Source organism: Sphingobacterium wenxiniae (assembly GCF_900116225.1).
GTDB classification, from domain to species: Bacteria; Bacteroidota; Bacteroidia; order Sphingobacteriales; family Sphingobacteriaceae; genus Sphingobacterium; species Sphingobacterium wenxiniae.
On sequence record NZ_FOZZ01000009.1, the window covers coordinates 77,829 to 102,584 of the forward strand.

23 protein-coding genes are annotated in these 24,756 nt (G+C 40.5%); 18 read left to right on the forward strand and 5 right to left on the reverse strand.

The features are described from left to right. Positions 1-159 precede the first annotated feature (159 nt). Together BM375_RS12410 and BM375_RS12415 are read left to right on the forward strand one after the other, a co-directional pair. Complete coding sequence (locus tag BM375_RS12410) at positions 160-1,887, forward strand: serine hydrolase domain-containing protein (RefSeq protein WP_093366616.1); 1,728 nt, start codon at positions 160-162, stop codon at positions 1,885-1,887. Beyond that, positions 1,874-3,046 carry a dipeptidase gene (locus tag BM375_RS12415; protein WP_093366490.1) on the forward strand — a complete coding sequence of 391 codons (1,173 nt, stop codon included), beginning with the start codon at positions 1,874-1,876 and terminating at the stop codon, positions 3,044-3,046. Before BM375_RS12410 ends, BM375_RS12415 begins: the two co-directional genes overlap by 14 nt. Before the next feature lie 3 nt (positions 3,047-3,049). On the opposite strand, the gene BM375_RS12420 is transcribed toward BM375_RS12415, so the two are convergent. Together BM375_RS12420 and BM375_RS12425 are read right to left on the reverse strand one after the other, a co-directional pair. After that, complete coding sequence (locus tag BM375_RS12420; RefSeq protein WP_093366492.1) at positions 3,050-3,655, reverse strand: hypothetical protein; 606 nt, start codon at positions 3,653-3,655, stop codon at positions 3,050-3,052. Then, positions 3,655-4,161: an RNA polymerase sigma factor gene (locus BM375_RS12425; protein ID WP_093366493.1), complete on the reverse strand. Its 507-nt coding sequence runs from the start codon at positions 4,159-4,161 to the stop codon at positions 3,655-3,657. Before BM375_RS12425 ends, BM375_RS12420 begins: the two co-directional genes overlap by 1 nt. Before the next feature lie 108 nt (positions 4,162-4,269). Between BM375_RS12425 and radA the strand changes: the two genes are divergently transcribed. Then, positions 4,270-5,655 carry a DNA repair protein RadA gene (gene radA, locus BM375_RS12430; RefSeq protein WP_093366617.1) on the forward strand — a complete coding sequence of 462 codons (1,386 nt, stop codon included), beginning with the start codon at positions 4,270-4,272 and terminating at the stop codon, positions 5,653-5,655. A gap of 61 nt (positions 5,656-5,716) precedes the next feature. Beyond that, a complete protein-coding gene (locus tag BM375_RS17215) occupies positions 5,717-5,893 on the forward strand; it encodes a hypothetical protein (RefSeq protein ID WP_170852661.1) in 177 nt (58 codons plus the stop codon). Between the two features lie 40 nt (positions 5,894-5,933). Here BM375_RS17215 and BM375_RS12435 read toward each other — a convergent pair whose 3' ends face one another. Beyond that, on the reverse strand, positions 5,934-6,605 hold the full coding sequence (locus BM375_RS12435) for a peroxiredoxin family protein (protein ID WP_093366494.1): 672 nt from the start codon (positions 6,603-6,605) through the stop codon (positions 5,934-5,936). Positions 6,606-6,822: 217 nt separating this feature from the next. On the opposite strand from BM375_RS12435, the gene nagB reads away from it, so the two are divergent. Continuing rightward, the gene (gene nagB, locus BM375_RS12440; RefSeq protein ID WP_093366496.1) at positions 6,823-8,745 is read left to right on the forward strand and encodes a glucosamine-6-phosphate deaminase; all 1,923 of its coding nucleotides are present in this window, start codon (positions 6,823-6,825) and stop codon (positions 8,743-8,745) included. 95 nt (positions 8,746-8,840) lie between these two features. On the opposite strand, the gene BM375_RS12445 is transcribed toward nagB, so the two are convergent. Then, entirely contained in the window at positions 8,841-9,731 is an 891-nt protein-coding gene (locus BM375_RS12445) for an AraC family transcriptional regulator (protein WP_093366497.1), read from the reverse strand. 203 nt (positions 9,732-9,934) lie between these two features. Between BM375_RS12445 and BM375_RS12450 the strand changes: the two genes are divergently transcribed. From BM375_RS12450 to BM375_RS12465, 4 genes are all read left to right on the forward strand, one after another. Next, positions 9,935-12,406, forward strand: a complete 2,472-nt coding sequence (locus tag BM375_RS12450; RefSeq protein WP_093366499.1) for a TonB-dependent siderophore receptor — start codon at positions 9,935-9,937, stop codon at positions 12,404-12,406. Between the two features lie 539 nt (positions 12,407-12,945). Beyond that, positions 12,946-13,740, forward strand: coding sequence for a hypothetical protein (locus tag BM375_RS12455; protein WP_093366500.1), 795 nt, complete (start codon positions 12,946-12,948; stop codon positions 13,738-13,740). Positions 13,741-13,894: 154 nt separating this feature from the next. After that, on the forward strand, positions 13,895-16,318 hold the full coding sequence (locus tag BM375_RS12460; protein ID WP_093366501.1) for a TonB-dependent receptor: 2,424 nt from the start codon (positions 13,895-13,897) through the stop codon (positions 16,316-16,318). Positions 16,319-16,344: 26 nt separating this feature from the next. After that, the gene (locus BM375_RS12465) at positions 16,345-17,745 is read left to right on the forward strand and encodes a hypothetical protein (protein ID WP_093366503.1); all 1,401 of its coding nucleotides are present in this window, start codon (positions 16,345-16,347) and stop codon (positions 17,743-17,745) included. A gap of 54 nt (positions 17,746-17,799) precedes the next feature. Here the strand turns inward: BM375_RS12465 and BM375_RS12470 are convergent, their stop codons facing one another. Further along, a complete protein-coding gene (locus BM375_RS12470; protein WP_093366504.1) occupies positions 17,800-18,147 on the reverse strand; it encodes a phage holin family protein in 348 nt (115 codons plus the stop codon). A gap of 176 nt (positions 18,148-18,323) precedes the next feature. On the opposite strand from BM375_RS12470, the gene BM375_RS12475 reads away from it, so the two are divergent. From BM375_RS12475 to BM375_RS12515, 9 genes are all read left to right on the forward strand, one after another. After that, entirely contained in the window at positions 18,324-18,755 is a 432-nt protein-coding gene (locus BM375_RS12475; protein ID WP_093366506.1) for a DUF2147 domain-containing protein, read from the forward strand. Between the two features lie 48 nt (positions 18,756-18,803). Further along, positions 18,804-19,682, forward strand: a complete 879-nt coding sequence (locus tag BM375_RS12480) for a diacylglycerol/lipid kinase family protein (RefSeq protein ID WP_093366508.1) — start codon at positions 18,804-18,806, stop codon at positions 19,680-19,682. Positions 19,683-19,684: 2 nt separating this feature from the next. Continuing rightward, on the forward strand, positions 19,685-20,035 hold the full coding sequence (locus tag BM375_RS12485) for a translation initiation factor (protein ID WP_093366509.1): 351 nt from the start codon (positions 19,685-19,687) through the stop codon (positions 20,033-20,035). A 423-nt stretch (positions 20,036-20,458) separates the two neighbouring features. Beyond that, a complete protein-coding gene (locus BM375_RS12490) occupies positions 20,459-21,292 on the forward strand; it encodes a MotA/TolQ/ExbB proton channel family protein (protein WP_093366511.1) in 834 nt (277 codons plus the stop codon). An 89-nt stretch (positions 21,293-21,381) separates the two neighbouring features. After that, on the forward strand, positions 21,382-22,035 hold the full coding sequence (locus BM375_RS12495; protein ID WP_093366513.1) for an ExbD/TolR family protein: 654 nt from the start codon (positions 21,382-21,384) through the stop codon (positions 22,033-22,035). Positions 22,036-22,053: 18 nt separating this feature from the next. Continuing rightward, the gene (locus BM375_RS12500) at positions 22,054-22,605 is read left to right on the forward strand and encodes an ExbD/TolR family protein (protein WP_093366514.1); all 552 of its coding nucleotides are present in this window, start codon (positions 22,054-22,056) and stop codon (positions 22,603-22,605) included. Positions 22,606-22,626: 21 nt separating this feature from the next. Beyond that, positions 22,627-23,505, forward strand: coding sequence for an energy transducer TonB (locus tag BM375_RS12505; protein ID WP_093366516.1), 879 nt, complete (start codon positions 22,627-22,629; stop codon positions 23,503-23,505). Position 23,506: 1 nt separating this feature from the next. Further along, positions 23,507-23,746 carry a hypothetical protein gene (locus BM375_RS12510; RefSeq protein ID WP_093366517.1) on the forward strand — a complete coding sequence of 80 codons (240 nt, stop codon included), beginning with the start codon at positions 23,507-23,509 and terminating at the stop codon, positions 23,744-23,746. Between the two features lie 45 nt (positions 23,747-23,791). Beyond that, positions 23,792-24,745 (forward strand): PstS family phosphate ABC transporter substrate-binding protein, encoded by a 954-nt coding sequence (locus BM375_RS12515; protein ID WP_093366519.1) that lies wholly within the window; start codon positions 23,792-23,794, stop codon positions 24,743-24,745. The last annotated feature ends 11 nt before the right edge of the window (positions 24,746-24,756 follow it).

Sequence of the window (24,756 nt, forward strand, 5' to 3'; positions counted from 1 at the left end):
GTGTAGCTGAAAAGATTTGACTAGAAGGATAGTGCAAAAAATAACTTTCTACATGATAAAGCCCTGGCAAAGGGCAAACGTTCTCTTGATTATTACAACAATATTTGCGGAATGTTGCGTTTTATTTTTACATTTACGCATAAAACTAATGTAAACGAGATGAAAAGCTATAAGGTATCTTCCTTTCTTTGGAGTTTAATTCTGTTATTTTTTGTGGGTCAGGCCTCGGCTCAGTATAAGCAAACTGTTGTAAACCCAGTGTCGCTGACACATGATGCCAAGAAGCTTATTCCTTTTCAGCGGTTGGATGAATTGAAAATAGCCGTGGTGACGCCTTCTCCTAAAAAATATAACACGTTTATTGAAACGTTGCAATATTATGCTGATGTGCAGTCATTTGATTTTAACCAATATGATGAAAACACGAAGTATAGCAATACTATTATTGTCGCGGGTACCGCCCAGGAATTGCGCAGTGACTTTTTGTTGATGGCGGCCCAATCTACGGTCAATAAAAAGGACGTTATTATCGTTCGCTTTGGGGATGAAAAGGATAGTTTCACGCTGTCTTCAAACCTGCCGAGCAATGCAGGAGTGCATGTGCCGGATTTCACGGAAAAGTCACAACGTTATGCGGCAATGTCCATTTTTGGTGGAATGGCCATAACAGAGGGCACATTGAGAACGACACAAACGCGACTGCAGTATACCGAAGGAGAAGGATCAGGCTTGAACCTGGTCAAAATGACACAAAAGATTGATGGAATTGCTGCAGAGGCTATCCGTGAAAAAGGTGCGCCAGGTATGGTGGTTATGGCAGTGAAAAATGGACAGGTTATTTTCAATAAAGCCTACGGTTCGCATACTTATGACGGTAAAAAAGCTACAACGACCAAAGATATTTTTGACCTGGCTTCAGTCAGTAAAATTGCCGGGACAACACCTGTTGTGATGCATTTGCAGGAGCGAGGAATTATCAATTTGGATAGTACAATGGGGCATTACCTGTGGCAGGCGAAACAGACCAACAAAAAGGATATCACCTTGCGTACGGTCATGCTGCATGAAGCAGGTTTTACACCTTTTATCCCTTTTTATCGGAACCTAAAACCCGGTGATCTGCAACATTTTCCAGATGATGCACATCAGGTGAAGGTGGCGGATAGTGCGTATCTAAAAACTAATTATTATCGGGACGTGATGTGGCCAGAGATGCTGCAATCGGATGTGAAACCTATCGGCAATTATGTTTATAGTGATATTAGCATGTACGTAATGAAAGAAGTAGCGGAACACGAAACTGCTGAGCCTATGGATGAGTATGTGCAAAAAATATTGTATCGCCCGATTGGAATGAAAGCTGCGGGATATAACCCTCGGAATCGTTTTGCAAGAGAACGAATCGTTCCTACACAACAGGATACAGCATTTCGGAAGGTCTTGTTGCAGGGATATGTGCATGATGAGGGTGCAGCGATGGCGGGAGGTGTAGCCGGTCATGCAGGGTTGTTTTCCACAGCAAACGATTTGGCTATCTATGGACAGATGTTGCTCAATCGTGGAGAATATGGCGGGGTGCGTTATTTTAAACGGGAAACGGTAGATATGTTCACATCGAAGCAATCGAGGACAAGCCGTCGCGGATTAGGATTTGACCGATTTGAACCAGTCTCCAAAACGGGCTATCCTTCCAAGTTGGCCAACGAATCGGTCTACGGTCATACGGGTTATACGGGTACATGCATCTGGATAGATCCGCGAAATCAATTGATTTATATATTCTTATCGAACCGTGTGCATCCACAAGTAAGCACAAAATTGTTAGATTTGAATATCCGTAGCCGTATTCAGGATGCGATTTATGAAACGATTAATGAAGCTAAATAGATTAAAAACGATCGGTATTGCTTGTTGTATTGGTTTGACGGTAGGCAATGTCATGGCACAGGACTATCAGACATTCCACGATAGCATCCTTGTTGTCGACGGGCATAACGATGTGATTTATTCTTCTCTCCTTAAAGGAAAGGACATCAGTAAGCGGTTGTCTGCTGGACATACGGACTTACCGAGATTGCAAGAAGGAGGGGTGGATGTTCAGGTTTTTGCAGTATGGTCGGATGATAAGAAATTTCCGAAAGGAAAGGCTTTTAAGCATGCCAATGCACAAATCGATGCCTTGGAGAAAATGGTAAAAGCCAATGCACAAACTATTGCTATCGCAAAAAGTTCGGTAGATATAAAAAAGATTGTGGCAGAAGGAAAAATTGCTGCGGTCATCGGCATCGAAGGCGGCAATATGATTGAGAATTCTATTGCCAATCTGGAGGCTTTATATAATCGGGGAGCGCGTTATCTTACGCTGACATGGAATTACAACCTCCCTTGGGCATCGGCAGCTGCAATAGAAACAAACAAGGCATCCACCGCACGCAAGGGGTTAACAGAAGAAGGTAAAGTCATTATTCGTAGGATGAATGAATTGGGGATGATGGTCGATCTTTCGCATGGCGGCGAGCAAACATTCTATGATGTGCTGTCGGTTACGACCAAACCTATTTTGGTGTCGCATAGCAATGCGTATGCATTAACGCCACATTACCGTAATCTGAAAGATGAACAACTTGTGGCTTTGAAGAAAAATGGCGGTGTTGTAGGCGTAAACTTCTACTCCGGTTTTTTGGATAAAGGTTTTGATGATCGGGTAAAGTCGCTATACCGTAAGCATTTCGGTGATAAAGGCGATGAGAAGCTGTCTGGGACACGGAAATATCAGGCATTGCCCGTTCGGTTGAAAAGACAGGCCGACGCTCCACTGGAACGCTTATTAGAGCATATCGATTATCTTGTGTCAAAAGTCGGGATAGATCATGTGGCCGTGGGGTCGGACTATGACGGGATCGAATCTGCGCCACAAGGTTTGGAAGATGTTTCCAAATTTCCCGTGCTCACGGAAGCCTTGCTAAACAGGGGGTACAGCAGTGAGGATGTGGCAAAGATTATGGGGCTGAACTTCCTTCGAATCTTAAAAGAGAATGAAAATTAAGGTTTACTCTTTTATGCCATCTTCCAATTCAATTAATTCTTCATAATTCTTCTTTAGTTTCCTTAATAACCTGCCGTAAATAAGCCTGTAGAAAAAGATCAGAAGGGCAACGAACAATGCTGTGATGCACAAAAAAACAGCAATAGCAAAAGTAGGTAAAACAGGATCTCCGTCTTTATTGGCACTTTCCAGGATCCCATATATTCCCCCGCTCATAAAAGCAAGCGTGAAAATAATAATATTAAACTTAATATAACTCTGTCCGACACGTCTTGTCCTGATAATGTTTTCCATCAACTGTTTAACACTATCATTTACCTTGATTTTCCGGTATAAGGTGAAAAATCTAGTGATAAAGTATAAGATGACAAGATAAAACATTACCGACACGATATTAAGAACAATAGTTTCTGTTTCATTAAATGGAGCTCTCGGCATAGATAGCGAAAAGAGGGTGCCGAGTATCAACTCAATGATACTGATAATAAATATCCATTTGACAATAGAAGAAGAGCTTTTGTGCAACATGCGCCGAATTTCTTCCTTATCTATTTTTGGGAAGTTTTGATCCTTATCCCAGTGCTGTTTTAATAAATCCAATCCGTCCATTAAACACCTCCTTTTTCGTGTAACATGTTTCTTATTTTGGTCTTGATGCGGTTCATCTTGACACGAGCATTGCCTTCGCTGATACCCAACGTTTCAGCGATTTCAGTATAGTCCTTTTCTTCAAGGTACATGTAGACCAATGCCTTTTCAATATCATCAAGCTGTCGCACTGCGGCATAAAGCAATTTTAACTGCTCCTCCTGCTGCGGGTCGTATTCTTCGTAGCGGATATTATGCAAGGAATCTTCCCAATCCACAGTCGTAATGCTCCGCTTCTTTGTCCGGTATAGTGATATAGCCGTATTCAGGGAAACGCGATACGCCCAAGTAGAAAATTTGGAATCGCCTTTAAACTTCGGATACGAATGCCATAGCTGGATGACCATTTCCTGAAACAGATCTTTGTGCGACTCCATATCTGCCGTATACAGCTTACAGATTTTGTGGAGGATATTTTGGTTTTCCTCCAGCAGCTCGACAAATTCTATTTCCAAATGCGGGTTCATGTAGGATTATATGTCGAAGATAAGGACAAGATGTTACAGACAGAAGAAAAATATTTTAGGAAGCCTGTTTCTGTCCTTGGAAAGAGGAATATTTCCTACCTTCGTTTGATGGCAAAAAGCAAGTCAACATATTTCTGTCAAGGCTGTGGTTATGAGTCTGCCAAATGGTTAGGGCAATGCCCTTCCTGCAAGCAATGGAACACTTTTGTAGAGGAGGTTGTGGAAAAGGGAAGCTCGAAAGTTCCAGAGTGGCGTAGCACGGCTGTGCAACAAGGGACAAAGCGAGCGAATAAAGCCGCGATTATCCATGAGATTGTCTATCAGGACGAGCAACGCTTGGCCACACCTGATAAAGAATTTAACAGAGTGTTGGGTGGGGGAATAGTGCCGGGGTCGTTGGTATTGATTGGCGGAGAGCCGGGGATCGGAAAATCTACCCTGATGCTGCAACTGGCGCTGGGTATCCCCAAAGTGAAAACACTCTATATTTCGGGCGAGGAAAGCGAGCAGCAAATCAAGATGCGTGCCGAGCGTTTGGTGCAAAGCTCCAATGCCAATTGCTATATCCTTACGGAAACCTCCACACAAAATATTTTCAAACAGATAGAAGCTATACAGCCCGATATTGTGGTTATTGATTCTATACAGACATTACATTCATCGCAGATAGAGTCTGCGCCGGGGTCGGTTTCGCAGGTGCGCGAATGTACGGCGGAATTATTGCGCTTCGCAAAAGAAACGAGTACACCTGTTTTTATTGTTGGCCACATCACGAAGGATGGTTCGATTGCGGGGCCTAAAGTGTTGGAACACATGGTCGATACGGTATTGCAGTTTGAAGGTGATCGCCATCATGTCTATCGGATTCTGCGGTCGGTGAAAAATCGTTTTGGCTCGTCGTCTGAGTTGGGAATTTACGAAATGCAAGGATCAGGCTTGCGTGAAGTGTCAAATCCGTCAGAGATAATGCTTTCGCAACGGGAAGCTCCGGTAAGTGGTGTCGCCATTGCTGCTATGCTGGAAGGTGTGCGTCCGTTGATGATTGAAGTACAGGCACTGGTAGGCAATTCTGCATTCGGCACGCCACAACGTACTTCCACCGGATTTGATACCAAGCGTTTGAGTATGCTCTTAGCCGTATTGGAAAAGCGCTTTGGTTTTAGGTTGAGTGCGCAAGATGTGTTCTTGAATATTGCAGGAGGATTGAGGGTCGAAGATCCGGCTATTGATTTGGCTGTTATTGCGGCAGTAATCTCTTCCCAACAGGATATTCCCTTGCCAAATCAGTTTACCTTTGCGGGCGAAGTGGGCTTGTCGGGCGAAATTCGTGCGGTAAACCGTATCGAACAACGTATTGCCGAAGCAGAGAAACTGGGCTTTGAGGGGATATTTATTTCTAAATATAATACCAAAGGGTTGGATGCAAAGAAATACGATATTGCTATTCGTCCATTGGCCACTTTGGAGGATTTGTTCCGGGCACTGTTCGGGTGATTTTAATGAGTTGCAAACCTTTTGACCAGCGAACTGTTCTTAGTTTAAAAGACAGTGTGTTATGAAAAAGATTGTACAGATTTTCTTGTTGTCAGCCATGCTGATGTTACTCAACAGTTGTTCGGTTGTCGAAGGAATTTTCAAAGCAGGCGTTTGGTCCGGGATCTTAATTGTAGTTATTGTAATTGCATTGGTGATATGGATATTTGCCAAACTATTCGGAGGAAGAAAAGAATAAATTTAGATAGGGAGGGAGCTACGACCATCCCTATCTAAATTTATTTCAAAACCTCACGTAACTTCTTGTTCAACTCCTCGCCATGGAGATTGCGCGCAATGATAATACCTTCAGGATTCACTAAAATATTCTGTGGAATAGATTTGACTCCATATAATGTGCCTGCGGCATTCTGCCAATGTTGCAAATCCGAAATATGCTTCCAGGTTAAGTTATCCGTTTCTATAGCTTTTACCCAGTTTTCCAATTTACGATCAAAGGATACACCTAATATTTCAAAATTCTTATCTTTAAATTCTGCATAAGTTTTGACTAAACTAGGATTCTCTCGACGACAATCCGGACACCACGAAGCCCAGAACTCAATCAAAACAAATTGACCTCTAAGGTCTGATAAAGAGAAAGGCTCTCCTTCCGGTGTAAGTTGCGTAATGGCAGGAGCTTTTTTGCCAACCGAAGCCGCTTCCAAACGCTTGAGATAATAATCGAAAAGCTTTCCTTCGTTAGACTTGCGGACTGATTTATCCAGACCCTTATAAAGTCCACGCAATTCTTTGTAGTCAGGATAGTAACCGCCGACACGTTGAATCAGTTTCAATGTTTCGATATTTTTTGGATTTGCCTTTACTTGCTCGATAAGTTCTTCTTTGGTCTGTGCGAAGACGAAAAGCGAGGTGAAAACCAGTGCTATGGTTGCGAATAAATTTCTCATGATGATAAATAAACGTCTTTAATACAGGCCAAATATAAAAATCTATTACTTTAGTAGTATAATGAAATCTTTAAAATGACAACTTACAGATGATAATCAACCGATTGCATTGATTCATGTGCAAATTTTTATCGTATTTGGTGTGATTTTTTCGATTTGCATGAGTTTTATTTTTAAATTTGTTACTCAAGTTATAAAGAAACTTAATACCTTATAAATGGCAAGATTAAATTTATTGGAGGAAACACGTTTTGAACGCGTCCCTGTAAAGGTGTACCCAAGTCAAGATGTAGCCTCTTTGGATGTTGCTAATCGTATAGCTACAATCATTAAAGAAAAACAGGTAAAAGGTGAAACCGCAGTTTTAGGATTGGCGACAGGTGCGACACCTGTAAAAGTTTATAAAGAGTTGGTCCGCCTGCACAAGGAAGAAGGACTGAGCTTTAAAAACGTAGTGACATTTAATCTGGATGAGTATTTTCCGATGAAGCCGGATGCAGATCAGAGCTATGTGACTTTCATGAAGAAGAACCTTTTTGACCATATCGATATTCCTAAAGAGAACATCAATATCCCAGACGGTACGTTGGCAGAAAGTGAGATTCAGGCGTTCTGCGAAGCTTATGAGCAAAAAATATCAAGCTATGGAGGTCTGGATATTCAGATTTTGGGTATTGGCCGTACAGGACATATTGGTTTTAACGAACCGGGTTCTGCGCCGAACTCCGGGACACGTTTGGTCATTTTGGATGATTTGACGCGCCGAGATGCTTCTCGTGATTTTGGAGGTAAAGAAAATGTGCCGACAAAAGCCATTACTATGGGGGTAGGTACAATTTTTAAGGCCAAGGAAATTATCCTGATGGCATGGAATGAGAAGAAAGCGGATATTGTTAAAAAAGCAGTTGAAGGCGAGATTTCCTCTGATATTCCGGCAACTTATCTGCAATTGTCTGACAATGTTGAGTTTGTGTTGGATCAAGATGCGGCTTCCCAATTGACACGTTTTGACCTACCTTGGTTGGCCCATGATGTGGTATGGACAGATTCTTTGACGAAAAAGGCTGTCGTTTGGTTGTCTTTGAAATTGAATAAAGCAATTTTGAAGCTTACTGATGATGATTACAACAACAACGGTATGGCGCAGCTGGTAACTGAAAAAGGCTCGGCATATAGTATCAATATCAAAATTTTCAACGAACTGCAACGAACCATTACGGGTTGGCCGGGAGGAAAACCAGGCGTGGATGACAGCAGTCGTCCTGAACGCGCTGAGCCGGCACGCAAAAATATTATCCTTTTCTCACCACACCCGGATGATGACGTGATTTCGATGGGTGGTACGTTTATCCGTTTGGCCGATCAAGGACACAATATACACGTAGCATACCAAACTGCGGGAAATACAGCGGTATGGGATGATGATGTTTTGCGTTATTTGGAGTTTGTGCAAGACTTCGCTGTTGCTGTTAAAGATGATAATGGTGCTACAAGCAAGATTTATAATGAGGCGAGAGAATTTTTCAAGACAAAACAGCCAAATCAGGTTGATCCGGAAATTATCCGTATTATCAAAGCCTTGATTCGGAAAGGTGAGGCGATTGCCGGAGCACGTTTTGTTGGTTTGCCAGACGAAAATATCCACTTCCAGGATTTGCCGTTCTATGATAGAGGCAAGTTCTCGAAAGAGGTTTCTTTTGAAGACGATATTCAGCAGACTATGGAGTTGTTGCGTCAGGTAAAACCACATCAGGTTTTTGCTGCGGGTGATTTTGCTGATCCACATGGTACGCACAAAGTATGTTTTGATATTTTGTTCGAAGCACTTAAACGCCTCTCAAAAACCGATGAATGGACGAAAGATTGTTGGTTGTGGTTATATCGTGGTGCATGGCACGAATACCCGATCCACGAGATCGAAATGGCTGTTCCGCTTTCGCCACAAGAAGTTAAACGTAAGCGCTTGGCAATCTTCAAACACCAGTCGCAGAAGGATGTGCCTGTATTCCCGGGCGATGATCCACGTGAATTCTGGGTGCGTGCTGAAGATCGTACCAGCGAAACGGCTGAACTTTACCACCGTTTAGGTCTCGCAGACTATGAAGCGATCGAAGCTTTCGTAAGATGGAAATTTGATTAACGGGGAAAACCACTATAGACTTCCGAAGTTTCAAAAACTTCGGAAGTCTTTTTTTTTGCCTCTTTATAACTTAGCAGAAAGCTAAGAAGCTACTGTTATAGGGGAATATTGTTGAAAATCTGTTCCAATTCGGTCAATACAGTAGCGTCTTGATACAGGAGGAAGCTGTATTTTAGAGAGTTGGGGATAAATCCAAAATGCTTTTTGAAGGCAGTGGTAAAATGTGTGGCGTGTTTGTACCCTGTTAGGCGAGCAACATCGGAAACCAAATGATCGCCGGTCAGTATCAGTTCTTTAGCATGCTCCATCTTTTTCTCCGTGATATAATTCATCACGGTCTTTCCATAATATTGCTTGAAATACTTTTTCAAGTATTGTACGTTTGTTCCCACCATTTTTGCCAACTCTGGAATGTTGTGGTTTTTAGATAGATCTTCATCAATGATCTGTTTTGCCAAGAGGATTTTTTCATAATGGCTTTTCACGACGATAATCTCTTCCGTTTGGCTTTCTACTGCCAGTGTTTCGATCTGATGCAATAAGATCTCCAGTAAAATAAGATCTTTACGCATATCGTACAGTTTGTCTTCCTGCGAGATATGGGCTAGCTGTTCAAATAATAACCGCAATCTTGCATCGCATTTAGTCGCAAAGCCGTCCTTAAATCGTAGTAAATTCTTTTGATATTTGGTATGGAAAAAATGAAGGCTTTCCGGAGCAACCAAAATGAGGGTTAAGCGATTGCATATATCCTCGCTGCATATCTCGACTTTTGTGCCAGCCTGAAGATAATAGATAATATTAGCGCCATTCTTTAACAGGTATGGACGCTGATCTATTGCATAAGTCACCGCTGTAGAAGCTTCACTGAGTAATATATTGATGTAGCAATCACTTTCCGGAGTATAGGAAAATGCGGTTATTCCTTCCAAGTGCTGATGTTGGAAGGAATAGCTTGTTGGCACCAATGAGCAGTTATAATTCATTATTGCTATTTAGATTGAATCTAAAGATGGGCAAATATAGCTATATTTTCACTTCTTCCAAATCCATTGGAGACATCAAGGCTTGCTCTAAAAATTTTTTTCCGATACTGTAGGTTTATTTCCGATTCCGTTAACAAGCTATTTAAGATAGGGTCTATATTTGCCACCGCAAAATCAATTTAGATTCATTTTAAATAAAAGATATGAATAAAAAATTAATACTCCCTTTTATAGGATTGATTGCAGGAACAACTTACTTGCAGGCACAAACAACAGTCAAAGGTCGTGTTTTGGATGAAATGCGTAAACCTGTAGCGGAAATATCTGTACGGTCAGGTCACAAATCCGTTAAAACAGATGAAAATGGTTATTTTCAACTTTATATTGATCGTCCGGGACGATTCCCTTTGCGTTTTTCGGGAGTCGGATTTGGTCAAAAGGAATTTGTGTTGCGACCTGAAGGTAGTCAGACAGTTGTTGAGGATATTATTTTAAGTAACAATGGCTATAATATTGAAAATGTTGAGGTGTTTGGTGAGCGGGGTAAGCAACCAAAAGGTCTTGAAGACATCACGCGTATGCCTTTAAAGCCATCTGACCAGATTCAAAGTATCTCTGTGATCTCACATAAGGTTATTGAAGACCAAGGTGCACTGACTCTGACTGATGCCGTGCGGAATATTCCAGGAGTAACTTTATTTGGTAGTTATGGTGGTGTTAAAGAATCTATGTCTACACGGGGATTTCGCGGTGTGCCAGTTTTGAAAAATGGTGTACGTATGGATTCACAGTTTCAGACAGCTTCTGGAGTGGTAGATATGCAAGGTGTAGAATCCATTCAGATGATTAAGGGGTCTGCAGCGATTACACAAGGGGTGATTACAGATATTGGGAATGCTGGAGGGGTGATCAATGTGGTCACCAAAACACCTAATTTTATCAACGCCGGTACGGTGGGGGCGCGTGTAGGAAGCTGGGGACAGTTTCGCCCGACATTCGATGTGCAAACAATATTAGACAAAAAAGAAACGTTGGCTATTCGTTTCAATGGAGCGTATGAAAGAGCTGATAGTTACCGTAAATCAGTTTCGTCCAATAGCGTGTACTTCAATCCGTCCTTGACATGGAAGGCCTCTGATAAAACGACAATTACATTGGAAGGGGATTATTTGAATTCCAATAAGACGCCGGTCACTTCTGCGGTCAACCTGAATAGTTCACAAGGAGTAAATGCATTATATTTATTGCCGAATGATAGAATGGCCGGGCTTTCAAGCGATAACAATAATACGACGATGAGCAGTTTTATGGCTACAATTAGCCATGCCTTGACGGATCATTGGCGTTTGAGAGGTGCGTATGCATTTTCTTCCTATCAGACAGATAACCAATCTACAGGACTAAGCTTATTACGTGCTAATAATCCTGATTTTGAGCTATTCAGCAGATCGATGTCGAGAAGCCTACGCGATGACAAAAACAGGACTGTGCAATTTGATTTGATCGGGGAAGATTTATATACTGGTAAAATTAAACATACTGTGCAAGCTGGTTTTGACTATCGTATTGTGGATGCGAATACTACTTCTTTTGCGGGAACATTGGCGGCAGCCGATAAGGGTGTAATATTAGGGAATACAAGTGTAATTGATACCATTAATATTCGTAGTAGTTGGTCGAATAGGCTGGAAGATGTTGTGTACAATGATATCAATGGAGCTAGTAGAATTGGCAAGACTATTGGTTTTGCTTTGGGTACTCCGGTAGATGCCGATTACAATACTTTCGGTATCCTGGCACAGGATGTTATCGAGTTTAACAAGTATCTTAAGATTGCATTGGGCTTGCGCTATTCCGAGATTAATACCATAAATGCAAACAATAATAATTCGCAACGTCGTTCAGCGTGGAACCCAAGTGCAGGATTTATTGTGACTCCTATTCAGCACTTTAATGTTTTTGGTTCTTACACCAATTCATCGAGCCTGCGAAGTGCAGCAAATAGAATGGTCGGCGGAGGAGAAATAGGGGCTTCTACTACGGAACAATTTGAAACTGGGATCAAATCCGATTGGTTGAATGAGAAATTGCGTTTCAATTTGACATACTTCCATATATATACATCGAACCTATCGAACCAGGAATATGTGGAAGGTACAACCACGCCTACGGGATATTATTTCAAGGCAGGGGATTTGGTCCGGGATGGTATTGAAGCTGAATTGAACGGTCGTATATTGGATAATCTGACTGTGATGTTGGGCTATGCCTATTTAGACGCGCGTTATAAAAATTCACCATCTTATGTGGACGGATCCGAACCGATGAATGCACCAGACCATACAGCTAATGGATGGGTTCAATATGTGTTCAATCAAGGGGCTTTAAAAAACTTTAGTTTAAGCGCGGGGGTGTATTATGTGGGAAAAAGACCGGTCAACGAATTTAGCAATGCTTACGACGGGCATACGTATAACCCCGGAGTAGAACCTTTTGACATGCCAGCTTATACTACGTTGAATGCACAATTAGGCTATAAAGCTAAGAAATGGGAAGCTCGTCTGTTCTTAAATAACTTGACGGATGAGGTCGGTTTAAACTCTTATTTCCGTGGAGGTTTTATCAACCAGATTGATCCGCGTAACGTGGCATTCGCATTGAACTATAAGTTTTAGATAATTGTTGATACTATCTCGTACTCGTTTGAGTGAAGCGGTAACGAGTATGAAGACAGATGTAGAAAGCAGGTAGGCATCAGTCTATCTGCTTTTTGATTTTTTCACTAGCTCGTACTCGTTTGAGTGAAACGGTAACGAGTATGAAGGCAGCAGATAAGCATCAGCCCACCTGCTTTTGGATTTTTTCCTAATTTTTTGTATTATTATTCCTTAAACGATAGAAGTCAAGAGCCCTTCCAAAGATCCAAGGATAAGCTTAGTAACATATAGGTTAAGAATTAGTTAAAAGGGACTTTTCACGGACTTACACGGACTTCTACAGACTTTCAGGGACTTAATGGATTCAGATAGGGGCTCTAACAGAAAAGAAGATATATAGTATCAAACCTACATAAATTCACTTTTATATGCAATATAATTGAGGCATGTAAAATGAATTTGTGTAGCTCTCCTCTACCATTACGAGTAATCATTTTAGAGGAAAAATAAATAGAATTTGATAGGCCATCAACAAAATTTTCAAAATCAGAGAGATAATGGACGAGCTATTGAAGAACTATATTTCACGCCAGTTGCGTAAGAAAGGAAAAGACTACCCGCTTAGTGAAGGAAGTCAATTGACTGCCAAGGGCTTTGGTAATCTGAATAAGATGGTGTCCAAGTGGTATCATGCTTTTAAGACCATAAATCCATGGCTGACCAAACGGAATACCTATAATGATTTACTTGCCCGCTTGCAGAAGTTAAGAAAGCATAATGAACAGTTGACCGAAGAACAAAAGAATCAATATACCCATGCTAACATGCTGGTAGGGCTTAGGGTCAATCAACGCGTGTCATGGGACACTCTTGTAGATTGGGAACCCCATATAAACTGGGAAAGAGAGCAGAGCAGTATTCAAATTATCATACCAGAGCATAGAGAATTAAGAATCCAGAACCTACCTCCCCGGTTCAGTCGCGTGGGGATCACTTTCCACGTGTTTGTTGGGGATTATACGAATATGAGCGAAGAAATAAGAATATATCCTGCCAAAACTATCTTTGTTAAACCACAGGAGAAGCATAAGCGGTTACAGACAAGGCTTTTGATTGAACTATTTGAAGATAGCCTGATTGCGATTGTGGGTACAGCTCAATATTTCAGTTTCAATGGGCAAGATGGAAGCGATTCAGCCTCTTTTAATAAACAACATTATGCAAGTAATATCATAGAATGCCTGCATATCCGACGAGAACGCTTGTTGGCAAGTCGGGAAAAGCCTATTGACCGTCTTGTGCCATTGCTTGACACCAATCTAGATCAAGGTGCGGAATGGGAATCAGACTAGTTCTTTCATTAGCCCTATGAATTTTCCAATTGTATAATTTTATTTTCCGATTGCGTTAGCTTCTTATTTAGATTAAATCTATATTTGCGCCGTGTTATAAAAGTTATTTAGACTTGGTTTAAATAACGCGCTATATTAATCAAGATAAGAAGAAATGAAACAACTCTATTTAGTCTTTTTATTTACCTGCACGTTCTTTGCCGCATTCTCGCAGGTGGCCACTATAGATGGTACAGTACGTGCTAAGGATGGAAATCCTATCGGGGAGGTAACGATAAAGATAGAAGGACTGGATATAGCTTCTATGACAAACTCCAAGGGAAGGTATGAACTGCGGAACGTACCTTATGGCAAATACAGTATCAGTGTAACTTCTATAGAAATCGAACCAAAGCGGATGGAGTTAACGGTGAGCCGGGCTACCCACCGACTGGACGTGGAGGTGGAAAAGAAGGATCAGGTGGGGATTGAGGAAGTAACGGTAAGCCGAAATACCGAAAAAAGGGATATGGAAGTAGGAGGATTTGCTGTGGCGGTTATCGAAACTAAAGAAGCTTCTTTGAGAAACCTAACAACCAATGAGTTGTTGGATAGGGCGGTCGGTGTACGTGTAAGACAAAACGGAGGTATTGGTTCGCAAATAGAGTATAATCTGAATGGTATGTCAGGAAGTGCCGTAGGCATATTCTTGGACGGAACGCCGATATCAACCTTTGGATCTTCGTTCAACCTTAATAATATTCCACCAGCGATGATTGAACGCATTGAGGTCTATAAGGGCGTATTACCGTCACATTTGACCGGAGATTATGTGGGTGGAGCGATTAATGTCATCATGAAAAAAGATGCCACAGCAAATAATGTCTCGGCGGCGGTTTCCTACGGTTCATTCAATACGTTTCAGGCGGATCTTGGCGCTTTGTACCGAGATCAAAAAACAGGCTTTACAACACGTATTTCAGGATTTTATACTTACACAGATAATAGCTATGAGATGTGGGGTAAATTCGCGATGATCACTGATGCTGAGCTTAAATTGAAAAGATACCAACGAGTAAAAAGGTTTAATGACTCCTATAAATCTATTGGAGGAAGATTTGAGTTTGGTTTTACAGATGTTAAATGGGCAGATCGTTTTTTATTGTCTTACAATATTTCAGATACTCACAGTGAAATTCCACATGGAACAACGATGGCTCAGCCTTATGTGGGACGTTTTCAGGAGTTTCAAGCAAATGTTTTTCAATTGAATTATATCAAGCGTGATTTATTTATTGACGGCTTGTCACTGAATGTGGATGCTGTATATAGTAACCGTGGGACATATTTACAAGATACTGCTAGGACCATGTATAACTGGGATGGGAAACCTAAGCAGATTATGCGTAATGGCGTTCCTGTTCCATTAGTTAAGCGAGTGGGAGAAGGCCAACAGGGGGCCGCGGTTATCACAAATGTAGATCGAGAAATTATAAATGCGCGTACGAATGTGTCTTATATGGTTGCGCAAGGACATCGTTTGTCCTTAAATCATAACTTGAATGCTACAAGCCGTAAGGATACAGATTTGTTGAACCCTAACAATCCGTCCAATTCTGCAAATAGCCGTAGAACATCCACAAATATACTTGGGTTTAATTACGAAGCACAAACCCTTGGCAACAAATTGAGAACAAATTTGTTGGTGAAATATACCATAAACCAAAATCATTACAAAAATACAGGTGGCGATGTTACAGTAACCAATAGAAATCCTGGTTATGGCGCTACAGTTTCCTATAATGTTATACCATCCTTATTTATCATTGGTTCTACTGAGAATACCTATATCTCGCCAAGAGATGAACAAATTTATGGTAATCCCGAAGCAAATATTTTGGAAAACTTGGATTTAGTGCCTGAAAAAAATGTGAACTATAACTTAGGCTTTCGGTATTCTCCGTTAGATGGAGGCAAACATAGACTTTCCTTGTACGCGAATACTTTCTGGCGTAACGGATATGATAAAATTGCCGTACAATCAGTGGATTCCGTTATTGTTGGTCGGGAAAATGACGCGAATATAGAAACAACAAAATACATCAATCTTGGTCGGACACAGTCTAGAGGTTTTGAAGCTGAAATAATATATGTGTATAATAATAGATTAAACGCTTTGGTTAACTTCTCGAAGTTCAGGAACCTGTTTAAGCAAGAGTTTGATGATGCGGGTAAACGCCATGCATTTTATGACAGACAATTGCCAAATGAGCCGTTTTTTACGGTGAACGCAAGTGTACAGTACCGATTTGATAACGTGATACAGAAACGTTCGGTATTTAATCTCTATTATAATACTGGTTATGTCGGTTCTTTCCGAACAGTTTGGTATGATTCAGATGGATGGTTCACAACACCAACCCAGTTTCATCATGATATAGGTGGAAGCTACCGTACGCCAAAGGGCACGATGGTCGTGAGTTTGGATATTAAAAATATTTTCAATGCCGAGATGTACGACAATTTTGGTGTGCAAAAACCAGGAAGAGGATACTTCCTTAAGTTAAACTACATGATTAATCATTTTAATAAAAAATAATAGTTAACAATAATTTTAAATACGAGATGAATAAAAATCTACTAAAAACCGTATTGTTCGGTTCAGCACTTGTACTGGGTACAATGGCATCCTGTGAGAAAAATGACGGTCCTGATGGAGGCGGAGAGACTAATACTGGTGCAGATAATTCACCAAGAACATATATCACGTTGACAGCAGCGTTTCCTGATGACACTGGAACAGCAGGAAATGGAGGAACATTAGCCTATTCCGTTACTTTAGATGAAGCAAAGGATCCTTCTAAAGAGGTTGATATTTATGCTAATGGTTACGGCCTGCGTTCTGAAAGAACCGCTCGTGTACAGGGTTCTGTAAACGGAAACTATCTTTACAATATTCAATATACAGGCGTAAATGGCGGTGTTTTCAACAAATACAAAGTTTTAGGAGGTAATAAATTCGAGGACACGAAAGAAGAACTTAGTGTAGCTGATCTTTTAGGGACTGCACCTCGTTGGGTTAAAGCTGCGGAAGGTATCGGTATAGGTGTAAATATCTCCGGTGCATCGGCTCCTATAGATCCTGCTAAGGCAGAGGCTGGAACACAGACTTATGAATATACAAGAGGTGTTGCTAAAATTGCACATATTGACTTAGATGACCCAAGAGTACCTAACTCTGCGGAATTTGAATTTCCATTTACGGCTGCTGAAAAAGAAGCTGGTTATTCTGTAGGGCGTTTAGACGTGCCGGTATTAAACCAGGCTAAAAATAAATTGTATATCGGGTGTTCTCTTAGCAAAGTAGACCCTACAAAAAAACCTGTTAAATCAGTTAATTCAAGGACCGGTGAAGAATCATGGGGTTGGGTAAACGATGCAGCAAATATCAAAGGTACTGTTACCTTGGTTGTAGATTATCCTTCTTTGGCCAATCCGAAATTAATCTGGTCGACACAAAGTAAAGCGAGCAATAACAGCTACCGTACTATGACGCAATATGTTGGTACTGATGGACACGTTTATCAAGCTACTGCTACTTCTGGTTCTCAGATTTTACGTATCAGTAAATCAACTAATGATTATGACAATGGCTTCAATTTCGATTTGAAAACAGCATTGGGTACTACAAATAATGTTGCTATAAAAGCTTGGAGATATATTCAAGATGGAGTAGGCATTGTGTTATATACTGAGACAGGCGTTGACGGAGGATATGTAGCATTGATTGATTTAAGAAATAACTCAGCTACACCAATCAGCACAGATGTTCAGGGAGTAGCAGGACTTTCATCAACATTTGGTCAATTCCAAAATATTGGTGTAGTAGGGGATAATGTTTATGTACCATTGACCCCAAGTGGTTTAGATGGAAATCTTTACATTATCAACTGGAAAACCAAAGCTGTTACAAAAGGAGCGAAGTTGAAAGGTCAATCCGGAAGCTACTTCATAGGTGCTTATTAAACATAAGCCATAAAAGCAAAACAGGGACGAACCATTGGTTCGTCCCTGTTTTGTTTAATCTTTCTTGTCAAACAAGTTCGCAAAAATCATTTCCAGTAAGGCAACTACGATTGCAAATAGGGTAGCTGTCCAAAAGCCATCAATTTCAAATTTGGTACCCATTAAGGTATCGCTAAGCATAATCATCAATACGGTGATAATAAATGAGACCAAACCAAAAGTTAACCAGTTAAGTGGAAAGGTAAACAGGCGTAAAATACCACCCACGATGGCGTTCACAAAACCAATGACCAAACCGGTCACTATTGCCCACCAGAAGCTGGCTACATGTGCTCCGGGCACAATGTAAGTCGCCGCAGCAATAATAATTCCCGTTATAAAAAGTGAAAGTATAAATCTCATATAAATCTAATTTAAGTAAACGCTAATAAATTTAATTACGCAGTCTCAAAAAAGATGCCAATTGCACAGAGAAACGGGTAAGAAAATAGGATGGAATAATTATCCAACGAAAAACTATGCCCGCATAGAATGTTTTCCTTAAATTTGATTAGGGAATTAATATAAACGAGGATAATATGAAGAAATTAATCACAACGATTCTGGGCGTTTTATTTGTGGCCTGCGTATTTGCGCAGAGCAATGAGCAGATTGTAGGAAAATGGAAAACGATAGACGATGAAACAGGTGAAGCAAAGTCTATTGTTGAGGTTTTTAAAAAGGCGGATGGAAAATACTATGGTAAAATCAGTGAACTACTGATGAAGCCTGAAAATGACAAATGTGTGCAATGCAAGGATGATAGGAAGAATAAACCACTATTAGGTTTGGAAATTATTCGTGGACTGTCTAAAAGTGGAAAAGAATTTACCGGAGGAACGATCACAGATCCGAAGAATGGCAAGAGCTACAAATGCACCATCACAAGAGATGGCGATAAACTGAATGTCCGCGGCTACGTTGGATTTTCACTAATAGGACGAACGCAGACTTGGCAAGCAGTGAAATAAAGTTCTTTGACTTCTTTTACTTATCTTTATTGCCATAAGTGAGCAAACATGGGCGAACGTAAGCGGATTTTATTTGTTGTCAACCCTATTTCAGGCGGAAAAAAGAAAACAGCCTTTAATAAGCAGGTGCTGGAAGTGTTGGATTTGGAAAAATTTGATCCTACCTTTAAGATTACCGATCATCCGAACCATGCTTATGAGCTGGGAAAGTTAGCTATAATAGAAGGCTATGATGCAGTTGTTGCAGTTGGAGGGGATGGAACGATCAACGAGTTGGGCTCTGCAATATTAGGAACCGGTATGCCTTTGGGAATAATTCCGGAAGGTTCGGGGAATGGTTTAGCACTATATCTGGGTATTCCTTTAAATGAATCAGCTGCAATCCGAAGAATAAATCGTTTTGAATCTGTCGAAGTGGATACAGGAGAAGTGAACGGACGCAATTTCTTCAATATTGCAGGCCTGGGCTTTGATGCTTCGGTCAGCGACCATTTTGCTACAGAAAATATCCGTGGCCCGATGGGTTATTTGCGTTCGGTTGTGAATGTGTTGGCAAAATATAAACCAAGTGATTACCAGCTGATTATTGATGGTAAAACTTATACCCGAGAGGCCTTCATGATTAGTGTCGCCAACTCACCGCAATATGGCAACAATGCTTATATCGCGCCACAAGCTTCCATTACCGACGGCATATTGGATGTGTGCATCGTACACAAGTTTCCCTTATACCTTTTACCCAAGATGGTGTTTCATCTTTTTACGAAAAGTGCAGACCAATCGGACTATGTTGAAATTATTCCGGGAAAGGAAATTGTTATTCTTCGGGATAAGAAAGGACCTGTACATGTGGATGGAGAGCCGGTAGAGATGGGCGAACGGTTGGAAGTATCCATAAAACATAAATCTTTAAAAATAATTTGTTAGTGATGGCCAAGCAGAAAAAGCAACGATTTGAAGGAATAGTATATTCGACGGCCGATGATTTCGATTATGTGGAATCAGGTGTGCAAGCAGAAATAGGGACCTTGCCCAATAACCAGCAACGCCTAAAAGTGAGTCTAGATCGGAAGGCGAGGAAGGGAAAAATTGTTACAATTGTAGAAGGCTTCATTGGAACGGAAGATGATTTGAACGATTTAGCAAAAAAGTTAAAACAAAAATGTGGCGTGGGAGGATCGGCAAAAGACGGTGAAATTTTAGTGCAAGGTGATTTCAAGAGTAAGATTTTTGATCTGCTGAAGGCCGAGGGTTATCAGGTTAAATTGGTTGGGGGATAATGCCTTATGTCATTTATTTGTCTTGGAGTTGTCCGTTTTGTAACTTTTCCTGAGTTTGTAAACTCTCTTTTCGACAGACGTTTTAACACCAAGTTTTTGTAAGTAAACACTTACTTATTTTTCATAATTAATGATTTATTAATTTGCATAAACCAAAAAAAATGGTTTTCATTGTAAAATAAAACGCATTAGCCTTGATGAGTAATAGGTGGTCAAGCAAATATTAGCAAGGAAGGAAACCGCTGGTGGTTCACTAATATTTGACTTATTATAATAAGAATAAATTAATGCAGTTAAAATTTTATTTTTAATACAAAATAGTATATTTGTTTTGCTATATGGCAAGACAAATGTATTTGGCTTGCACAAATTAGAATTAAACATTAATATTAAACAACAGTAAAAATCTAAAAATTAGTAAAAATGGCAAACGCACCAAAAACTACTGCTCCGGCTAAAAAACAAGAAAGCGGAAATTCAGGTAATTTATTTGCGAGTTTAGCAATTATTATTTGTTTCATTATCGGTTATATCGTATGGCAATTCGTAATGGGTAACCCTTCGAACTTCATTGATAATAACCCAGAGAATCAGCCTCTTCCAGGTAACTACGGTGGTATGGTTTACCACGCGGGGGTTGTTGTGCCTGTTCTTATCGGTTTGTTCCTTATGGTATGGGTTTTCTCTATTGAGCGCTTTATCGTTATCAACAGAGCTTCTGGAACAGGTAACGTAGGTAACTTTGTTAGAAAAATCCAACAATTGATTAATGGCGGTAACATCGATTCAGCTATCTCTGAGTGTGACAAACAAAAAGGTTCTGTCGCTAACGTGGTAAAAGCAGGTCTATTGAAATACAAAGACGTTTCTGCTAATCCTGGTTTAGATGCAGAAAAATCTGTATTGGCTATTCAAAAAGAGATTGAAGAAACTACAGCATTAGAAATGCCTATGTTGGAGAAAAACATGAACGTTCTTGCTACGTTGGTTTCTATCGGTACGTTAACTGGTCTATTGGGTACGGTAACAGGTATGATTAAAGCATTCTCGGCTTTGGCAACTGGTGGTGCTCCGGATTCAGCAAAATTAGCAAACGGTATCTCTGAGGCCTTGATCAACACGGCCACAGGTATTGCGACTTCAACTTTCGCAATCATCATGTACAACATCTTGACTGCAAAAATTGACAACTTAACTTATTCTATTGATGAGGCTGGTTTCTCAATCGTACAAACGTACGCTGCAAACCATAAATAAGAAAAATACAAATTCTTTTATGGAATTTGTATGCATAAATCATCATAGATATAAAGAGTAAGAATTGTTAATTAAAAGAAGTAAAGAAAATGGGTAAAGCAAAAGTAAAAAGAGCCAGTACATCCATCGACATGACGGCGATGTGTGACGTCTCGTTCTTGCTTCTTACGTTCTTCGTATTAACGGCAACAGCGCGTCAGCCCGAGGTATTAGTGGTTGACACGCCTGCATCGACAACGCCTGATAAATTACCAGATGATAATCTAGGTATCATATCGGTAGCAAACGGGAAGATTTTCTTTGGTGTTAAGAATCCTAATGTTAGGGAGATTACATTAAGAAATATGTCGCAGAAATATAATGTTGCCTTTTCAGCGGAGGATTACGAGAAATTCAAGCAATTGGATGAATTCGGAGTTCCGATCAAGAATTTGCGTCAATTGCTTTCATTGGAGAACGATGCACGTAAGGAAAATATTCAACCTGGTATTCCTGTAGATAGTACAGAGACTGCTTCGAACGAATTATACTCTTGGGTGCAGGAAGCACGGAAAGCTACTATAGAATTTAACCGTTCTCGCGAAGGTGAAAAAGACTTCGTTGATCCGGGGCCGATGAAGGTAGCGATCAAAGCGGATGCAGAGGAAAAATATCCAGTGGTCAATTTAATCATCGAAACCCTGCGTAACCAGAAACAAAATAAATTTAGTTTCGTTACTGGATTAAGGGCAGCGGAAGAATAACGGTAAAAGTACGAGAAAATGGCAGAATTAAATCAAGATAGTGGTAAAGGCGACAAAGGCGGGAAAGTAAGATCCAAGAAAAACGGTGGTAAGGTCGATTTGACCGCCATGGTGGACTTAGCGTTCTTATTGATTACCTTCTTCATGTTGACCACGTCATTAAATAAACCCCAGGCGATGGATGTCGCGATGCCGGATAAAAACAAGATTGATCAAAACGATAATCTGGAAATTGCAGATACACGTTCCATCACGTTGTTGTTAGGCTCAGACAATAAAATTTCCTGGTACTACGGTCAGTTGGCGAAGCCTATTTATGCCCCGGCAACAGTTGAATATGGCAAGGAAGGTATCCGTCAGGTACTGCTGAAAATGCAGAAAGAAGTTCCTGCACGTAGTCAAGGTAAAGATTTGATTGTGGTGATCAGACCAAGCGAAAAATCAGTACAACGTAATCTTGTCGATATCTTAGACGAGATGAAAATTGTAGATGTGAAGCGCTACATGATTTCTAAGATCAATGATGACGAAATAGAAGTGTTAAAAAGCGAAGGTCTTTATAACGACTAATCGCATTAATTAAAGAGTTATATGTTTGGTTCTAAATTAGATATATTCAAAAAGGAATGGCTTGATGTCGTTTTTGCGAATAGGAACAAAGAATATGGTGCCTACGATCTGCGTAAGTTTGCTCCGCGGGCAACCAATATAGGTTTGTTCATTATTTCAGCATCCGTTCTTCTTTTGAGTGCACCAAAAATGTTCAATATTAAAATTTTTCCTGATAAACCGATCGAGGAAGCTCCTATGATTACCGAGGTTACTTTGGAAGATTTGGACATTCCGGAGCCAGAGGAGGAAGAAGAGGAGCCGATTCCAGATGAAGAACCGCCTCAACGTATCGCACAGGAACCTCCTGCAGAGGATCTTGTTCGTTTCCCTGAACCTAAGGTTGTTCCGCAGAATCAAGTGAAGGAAGAGGTGGTCTCACAAGAAGAAATCGTAAAGGAGAATAAAACTCCGGCACGTATTACGTTAAAAGGTACAAAAGGAGCATCTGGTGTTCCTACAGGCGAGTTCGGTCCGAAGAAAGTAGAAGGTCAGATTACAGGTAGTGCAACTGGAGATCCGGATGGCGATCCGAATAAAATCTATGCTTTCGAAGCTTTGGAGGTGCAACCGGATCCAGTAGGTGGTATTAATGCTTTCCGTAAATGGGTACAGGATAACTATCAATACCCGCAAGGAGCAATTGATGCTGGTGTGAAAGGACAAATCCAAGTTTCCTTCGTTATCGGTACAGATGGAACGTTGCAGGATATCAAAGTAGTGAAAGATTTGTCTTATGGTACAGGACAAGCTTTGATAAATGTGCTTAAGAAAGCTAAACCTTGGAAACCGGGTATACAGAACGGTAGGAAGGTAAAAGTATCTTACACGTTGCCAATGTCACTAAACCTACAACAATAATATGTTCGGTTTTAACAAAGAAAGCAATAATTTTAGACAGAAATCGCCAACAAAGCGATTTCTGTCTATTTTAGGCCTCGTGATGTTCTTGTTTTATTTTGTACTGGGATTGGTTATCATATTTTGGGATAACTTTCCCATAGCGATAGATCCGGCTTACAAGAATATCTTTGGGGTTTTGTTGATCGTTTATTCGTTTATGCGTTTTGCCCGTTTGTGGCAGAATAACTTTACGCAATAAGGGAGAGATTAAACTTTTTGAAAAAATAGGATTCAAAATAGTATAATGAAAAAATTAGGATATATATCAAGTATATTTTTCTTACTGGCTCTTTTTGTCGCTTCCTGTTCGCGCTCGAACAAAGGTGGGGGAAGTGTTTCGGACAGTACAGAAGTGGTTTCATCCGCAGCTAAGGAAGATATTCTGGTAGGTAATCTCAATGTGGTAGTAGATCAATCAATCCTGTCGCTTATCAAAGAGCAGGAAGAAGTCTTTCTTTCTGCATATCCTAACGCTCGTCTAAGCATTACCGCGAAGCCAGAGATTTTGGCAGTGAAGGATTTGCTGGCAGATGAAGCTACGGTGGCTATCCTAACCCGTACATTGCATGAAGATGAAGACGCTTATTTTAAGCAACGATCGATCAATCCGCGTATTTTTCCGATTGCTATTGATGCGATTGTTTTGGTTGGACATACGAAATCTGCAGATACCAGCGTTACTATATCGTACGTTTCCGAACTGATGAGCGGAGGGGCGAAACAATCTAAAAAGTTGGTATTTGATAATCTCAATTCCAGTTCTTTTCGTCAGTTAAAGACCTTGGCGAACTTGGAGAAGGTTTCGGGAACGAATGTTGAAGCAAAAGAGTCGGCCAAAGAAGTGTTGGAAGAAGTTGTACGCGATGAAGCGAAAATAGGTGTTTTGAGTTACAGTGATTATTTAAATTTGAAGCAGAAATTTTCAGATTTAAATAATATTCGTATCTTAAGCGTGCAAAATTCAGTGGGAGAGGGGGCAGATAACAAATATTACAAGCCAAATCAATCCACCATTGCCGCAGAACAGTATCCTTTGCGTAGAACAGTCTATGTATTGAACTATCAGCCCAATATGGGGTTAGGTATTGGCTTTTCGGCTTTTCTGACAGGTGATAGAGGACAGCGAATTGTGCTAAAATCGGGAATGGTGCCCGTTACTATGCCAGGAAGAGAGATTATAATTAGAGATAATATTTAGAGAATTTAAAG